2 protein-coding genes and 1 pseudogene are annotated in these 6538 nt (G+C 33.3%); all 3 read right to left on the bottom strand.

Annotated elements, in window-relative coordinates:
* Nucleotides 1-241: 241 nt before the first annotated feature.
* A pseudogene (locus DN393_RS03615) lies at nucleotides 242-1717 on the bottom strand (serine hydrolase).
* A 538-nt stretch (nucleotides 1718-2255) separates the two neighbouring features.
* Nucleotides 2256-4865, bottom strand: coding sequence for a putative mucin/carbohydrate-binding domain-containing protein (locus DN393_RS03610; protein WP_149173320.1), 2610 nt, complete (start codon nucleotides 4863-4865; stop codon nucleotides 2256-2258).
* A gap of 511 nt (nucleotides 4866-5376) precedes the next feature.
* Nucleotides 5377-6510 (bottom strand): hemolysin BL binding component B, encoded by a 1134-nt coding sequence (gene hblA, locus DN393_RS03605; RefSeq protein WP_064475212.1) that lies wholly within the window; start codon nucleotides 6508-6510, stop codon nucleotides 5377-5379.
* Between the last annotated feature and the right edge of the window lie 28 nt (nucleotides 6511-6538).

The following is a 6538-nucleotide window of genomic DNA, read 5'->3' as shown; positions in this document are numbered from 1 at the left end:
CTATAGGGTTCTTTTTCTTCTCATTAGATCCTCAGCGAGTCTTTATTTAACATTACAAACAGGACTACCAATTACTTGCAGCCCTGTTTGCACGTTAATATACACTTATATTAAGTACTTACCACTTTATTTTTTAGGAATTAACCCCAACTAAACATGTCATTATCAATTAGATATATAACACTTCAAAATTTAGAAGTGTACAATAACAAATCTTTCCCAGCTTCCAGCTACATAACGTTTAATTCCCTTTTGATTTATAACCAACAGCTTCAGACTTTAGCGTTTTATTTGTGCTACTTCGTTTTTTTTGGGGAAAGAATCCTACAATTAATAACGCCAACATCCATGCCAGTATGAGCATTATATTTATTCTATTGCTTGCACTTAAACTTAAAGTGCTCCACATGTAGGTGCGACAAAACAAGTACAGAGCAATACTAAAAAGTAGAAGTGTTCTAACTCCAACTCTAATGTAAGTTTTTTTCTCGTGTTTCAAAATAAAAGCTCTTTTCCTCTGTTTAAATCTAATTACAAATAGTAGCAAGTATATACCAAGTACTGCCCCAATAACGACGGATATAATAGCATTTATTTTTCTTTGCTCTTCGAAGGCAAAATAACTTTCGAGGAACTTCCCCAGTCTCGTGTTTTATCCATTCATGGTAAATGTCCTGTCTTACATCTTTACCATTCTCACCATTCGTGAAAATGACTAATCCATCCTTTGGTAGCCATAAAAGGAATGCCACCCCCGATTATCACCAGAATGGTACATCATTTTCCATTGATTAGATAACTTACTCTCAAATATACCTAAACCATTCTCACCTAATACCGGATTTTGCATTTCCTCCACACGTTCACTTTTGATGACACCATACCCCTTACCTTTATGATCAGTAGTTTCCATGCTTGCCAGTATGAAAGTCATCATATCCGTAACATTTGTTCTGAGACCTGCAGCAGCCTGTTCGGTATATTGATAATTCGGGATTTCTTGGCCAAAGTATCCGTAAGCTTTCGAAAGATTTGAATTATCCGGGGTTTGTCGGAATGAGTTAGATTTCATTCCTAATGGTTCCATAATCTGTTTACCCATGTAACGTTCAAAGGGAATTCCTATCACCTCTTCAATAACAAGCTGCAAAATCGTATAGCCAATCCCGGAGTATATCGCTTCTGAACCTGGCTTTTTAATTATCTCAACAGAATCACTATTCCTGCATTTCCCAGACAGTGATTCTTCAATAGCATTGAGCGGTTCCCCAGATACCACTCCTAAATACCCTTTATGTGTGGACAATCCTGCCGTATGGCTTAATAACCTTCTTATCGTGACTTCATTATTATCAAACTTCGAATTTTGTAATTTCCATTTACTTAGATAGTTGCCCACCGGTTCATCTAATGATAGAAGCCCTTCGTCTACAAGATGTAGAACTACCCAAGCAGTAAGACTTTTGGACACCGAACCTGCCTGAAATAAAGTATAATCATTCACTTCTTTTCTCTTATTTTTATCTGCATAACCATAATTTAGTGTATAAGCAATACGCCCATTGTTTACAACTCCTATCACAACCCCTGGTACATCATAATCCTGCTGCCATTTAGGTACTTGCTCATCCATCTTTTTCTTAAAGTTTTCTATGCTCCTATCAGCTAAAATTTTCGATTGTGCCCTTACTACTTTCGTGGAAGTCAATTCACTCATAATGAATATAAATATGCATACAGCATTTTTAAAAAAACTAGATGTTCTTTTACTTTTTCATAATATTCTATTCTTTATACAGATTATTTTATTCAAACATCCAATTCTATCGATTTTCATTACATAACCTTACAAATTTGTAATAAAAATCAATCCCGTACATTTTTCAGGCTATTCACTTTCCAATATCAGTAGATACTAGTACTTATTCTTGTGGGACATTACGACCATAAAAAAGAGTACCCCGTGTCAGTTCGCTTTTTCTAAGAAGATATTCTATTTGTATTCACTCGATAGTTAATTGAAATAAAACATTCAAAAAACCATTAACTATCTCTCAATAGCTTGAATGAATGGGAAACAGTTAATAATGTGAGTTTTTTACAAGTTACATTAAAAAATATAGCTGTTGATGAAAACAAGAGTATATATAATAGAGAGAGTATTTTCATTTCACTTTTATATAAATAAAAGCCAAATAGCCGTTCATAATGAACTGCTATTTAGCATCTTACTAATAATTTGAATATTCTTCATGTTAATCTATTTTGTTTAATCCCGTAGAAGTAACTTGATAGGTTCTTTTTTTGCCTATATATTCTTGTTTATTATTCTCAAGGTTAATAAGTGTAGCGCGTGTCTTTTCCTTTACTGCTTCCCCTTCTATATGGGTAAACTCAATGTAATCTCCCACTTTTACGGGCACGGCTTGGCTTTCAGCAGTTTGTTGTCTATTTCCCACTATTTCCTTATTGTACACAACACTACCGGATGAATTCTGTACTTTAATACTTGCATACGTATTATTAAAGTAAGAATGTGGTACACCTGCTTCTAAATTCACCTGCATTTTCTCTGTTGCCCTATTATAATCTACTTTTGCGATTTCCCTATCACTATATCCCTTTAAAGACCAACCAAATTGATTTCCGTCTAAAACCGTTGTTTCTGGCATTTTTTCTACTTTCTTCATGCCTTCTTTTGTAACTTCATACATTGCTTTTTTTCCAAAGCTTTCTTGTTTACTGTTATCTACATTTGTTAAAGTAGCTCTATGCACACCTTCTAGATGTGTTAACTCAATATAATCTCCTACTTTAACTGGAACTTTTTGCGATTCAGCATTTTGTTGTTTGTTTCCATAAATGTCTTTCTTGTATACTACTTTGCCTGATGCATTTTGTACTTTAATACTCGCATATGTTTCATTAAAATAGTGATGCGGTACGCCTGCTTTTAAGTCCACTTGCATTTCTTCTGCCGACTTATTGAAATTGATTTTAGCAAACTCAAAATCACTTATTCCTTTTAGTGACCATGCAAATTGATTCCCATCTAAAATTGTTGATTCTGGCATTTTTTCTACTTTTTTCAGACCTTCTTTTGTAACTTCGTACATTGCTTTTTTTCCAAAGCTTTCTTGTTTACTATTATCTATATTTGTTAAAGTAGCTCTATGCACACCTTCTAGATGTGTTAACTCAATATAATCCCCTACTTTAACTGGAACTTTTTGCGATTCAGCATTTTGTTGTTTGTTTCCATAAATGTCTTTCTTGTATACTACTTTGCCTGATGCATTTTGTACTTTAATACTCGCATATGTTTCATTAAAATAGTGATGCGGTACGCCTGCTTTTAAGTCCACTTGCATTTCTTCTGCCGACTTATTGAAATTGATTTTAGCAAACTCGAAATCACTAATTCCTTTCATTGACCACGCAAACTGTCTTCCTTCTAAAATATTATTTGCATTAGGCACATTTGGTTTAATCGGATTAGAATCAGTACCCTTCCAAATCTCTGCTGTTAAAATTGGATATCCTAATGCAGCCACTTTTTGAATGGTATCATTATTTGGACGTAATCCCCACTTCTCAAAGAAAGGCATCAAATTTTGTTTGGCTACTTTTGATGCTGAGATCATAAATAATTGTTTTTTATTTTCATCTGTTTGTGGAAGTTCATCAGAAGGCATATCTCTATACAATTGATGCAGTTTAGGATAGAAGTCTTCTCCATATGCTAATTGTAGTTGCCAAAGCATAACAAGCTTAACAAAAGCATCACTAATTTCATCATAATTTTTATTAGATTGTTCTAAGTATTGAAATGCCTTAGTATAAGCACCCTCTTGTTGCAATCTAAAAGGTTGATTAGATGTAAATGCTTTTTCTACAGAAAGGCTGTAAATATTATTTTGTACTTCTGTCATATTATAAAACTTCCAAGGTGATTGCTGTCTCAAATGCCCTGCCTCATGCCATGGACCCCAACCATCTTTTATAAATTTATTAATATCTAACACGTATTGGATTGCGTCTCCCACATATGCGGTTCGATAAGAAGTTGCATACATATAATAATCAGGAGAATGATTTTCTTCTACGTAATGAATATAATGTTTATCTGCTTGTTCTTCAGATAATCCAGCTACTTTGTCTTGAATTCGAGTAGCTTCATCCATCTTTTTTAAGAGTTGTACAGGATCTGTATTAGAACCTAACAAATATTTCTTAACACGTGCCGGGCTGGCCGTAATTAATACACGTTCTCCTTTTAACTCCACCGCATGTGCATTTGGATATTGGTCCAGCATGTTTATTAAATCTTGTTTCGTATGTTTGCCTAGTTCAAAGAAAGGAGTAGTCGCTCCACCCGTTGTGATTGTTGTTCGAATAGTGCCACCTTGTTGTTTATTATAAAAATAAATCATCCCCCCATTTGGAGATTGAATCGTGTTTATACCAGGTTTTAATGTAAATGATTTTATTTTAGAATCTTCTCTCCAAGAAGCATCATACGAATACGTTCCAATGTATGCTTGAATATTTTGATTTCCTTCTACATTAATCTTTATTTGTTCATTTGGCTTTGCATATAAACCAGTGGGTTCATATGGACTAAATGCCATACTTTTTCTTTCCTGTTGTTTCAGTACCTCAACATCCCCTTTTCCTGGGACTGTATATGTTCTGTTTTCTGATTTAACTGACTTTCCCTCTTGCAGTAATGTCGATATTTTTTTTTGCTGCTTTGTTTCCTCTGCAATGATATCTGTTGTAGAAATCATTGCAGTTGCAAGCATAGTTACTGTAGCGGTGGCTGCAAGTATTTTTCTAGTTTTATATTTTGAGTTATTCCCCATATTATCTCCCTCATTTTCCCTTAGTACATGTAAGGACTATTATTTTATTTATCATGTTTTTACATCAAAAACTATTTACGCTATTTATGTTGTATCTAATACTCTATTTTTTCTCATAATAGTCTCCTTTTCTTTATTTCTAATTGTTTATAAATGTTATTTGATGACACATAAAATAACAACTTTACAATAAACTCATCAATAACAACCTATTATGTTTTGATTTAGTATTCTTAACTTCCATCTAATTGTATAAAAGTATTCAATTAGGAAAATAAGAATATAAAGCTCACTAATCATAGATTAGGTTTTACGGAAAAATTCATAAAAATCATTCACCTTAAAAATTCAAACTTGTATAACTACTTTCTACATATAGGATGGAATTATAAAAATATTTCAATAAAACAAAAGACAGAGGCCTGATTATACCTCCGTCTTTTCAATTTATAAAGAACAAAAAATCATTTTATAACTGTATAAATGCCCTTGCAACAAATACCGTATTCCGCTATTTTTTTGAAGAAACAGGATCCATTTTTAATGTTTTTATCCCTTCTTTTAATGTAAACGCATCCGCTCTCAATGTTTTCCAACTATCTTTCGCTGCATTCAAATTAGGTTTTAGGAATTTGAATTTATTTTGATCCGCTTTTTGGGATGCTTTATCAATATGACTAAGCACTCCCGAATATTGAGAATCTAAATCATGCCATTGTGCAGACATATAGGTAAGTGCATTAATAGCCGATCCAATCGCATTGTGCATTTCATTAATATTATTATACGCAACACCAACTACACGATTTAATGTTACTTTATAATCTATAGTCTGACGTAATTGTGCTAACAATGGCTCTAACGTACCTAAATTATTTCTTGCTACCCCTATCATTACACCACCAGCAATCCACGTAGGAATTGAGGGAATTGATACAGTTATAATTCCATCTGATTCTACTTGTTTAAAATGTCTTACTTGCTCTAAAACTTCATTTAGGCGCTTTTCATCTTCATCAATTCCAGATGCTTGGTTTTTCAGAATCGAATGCAAAATATCTTTATGACCTCCAAATGCCCGGACATCTTCTCCAATACTATCTCTTAACTCAGCCAGTTCTTGTATTAAATTCTGTGTATATACTTGATTTTGTTTAATCTCACCTTGTAAATCTGTAATGCCTTCTTTTAATGTGTCTGCATCCCCTTCATTAATCGCTTCTACTAATGTGTCATAATAATTGTCGAATTTAGTATCATACTCTACAATCCCCGTCAGTGTATCTAAAAGTTGTTTTTTTATGTGTGAATCCCATTTCGTAGCATGCTCTCTTGCATTCTTTTGATCTTGTAGAATTTGACTAGGTAGATTTGTATATCCTTTAATGTCAATTCCTTCAAAGTTAACATCTGGGTTTTTAATTAACAAATAAGAGTAATCATTCATAGACTTTGCAAATACCCCAGCATCTTGCAAAGCTTTTTTCATCTTTTCGCTGTTTACAGAAAGAGATATATCTTCGGTACTAGTTTGTTCCATTTTACTTTCATTTGCGAAGGCTGCCACTGGAGAAACTACAGTAGTTGTTGTCAGAGTCAAAAACGTCGATACAGCAAGTAGTTTATAAGGAAAGTTTTTATTCATTCTAATTCCTCCTATACATATATATTGA

The organism is Bacillus sp. BPN334 (assembly GCF_008368885.1).
In the GTDB taxonomy this organism is placed as follows: domain Bacteria; phylum Bacillota; class Bacilli; order Bacillales; family Bacillaceae_G; genus Bacillus_A; species Bacillus_A wiedmannii.
Note: the sequence above shows the minus strand (reverse complement) of the source record. Positions and strands in the feature narration are given on the sequence as shown.

What these genes read in the sequence shown, in the direction of transcription:
- DN393_RS03610 (WP_149173320.1), bottom strand. Translation starts at nt 4,865, where the DNA reads ATGGGGAATAACTCAAAATATAAAACTAGAAAAATACTTGCAGCCACC.
- hblA (WP_064475212.1), bottom strand. Translation starts at nt 6,510, where the DNA reads ATGAATAAAAACTTTCCTTATAAACTACTTGCTGTATCGACGTTTTTG.